We start from the raw sequence: 402 nt of genomic DNA on the forward strand, positions 1-402 counted from the left end.
TGGAGTACGAGACGCAGAACCGTCACTACGCGCACGTGGACTGCCCCGGCCACGCCGACTACGTGAAGAACATGATCACGGGCGCGGCGCAGATGGACGGCGCGATCCTGGTGGTGTCGGCGGCCGACGGCCCGATGCCGCAGACCCGCGAGCACATCCTGCTGGCCCGCCAGGTCGGCGTCCCGGCGCTGGTGGTGTTCCTCAACAAGGTCGACATGGTCGACGACGAGGAGCTCCTGGAGCTGGTCGAGCTGGAGGTGCGCGAGCTGCTCTCCAAGTACGACTTCCCGGGCGACGACATCCCGATCACCAAGGGCTCGGCGCTGATGGCGCTCGAGGACAAGGAGCCGAAGATCGGCAAGGAGGCGGTCCTGGCGCTGATGGCGACCGTGGACAGCTACA

Annotated in this window: 1 protein-coding gene; it reads left to right on the forward strand. The window is 67.2% G+C overall.

Annotated features, from left to right (window positions below; translation table 11 throughout):
• On the forward strand, positions 1-402 hold a 402-nt coding region (locus ACLBYB_RS32810; protein ID WP_447701381.1), incomplete at both ends, for a GTP-binding protein.

The organism is Methylobacterium sp. D54C (genome assembly GCF_053345595.1).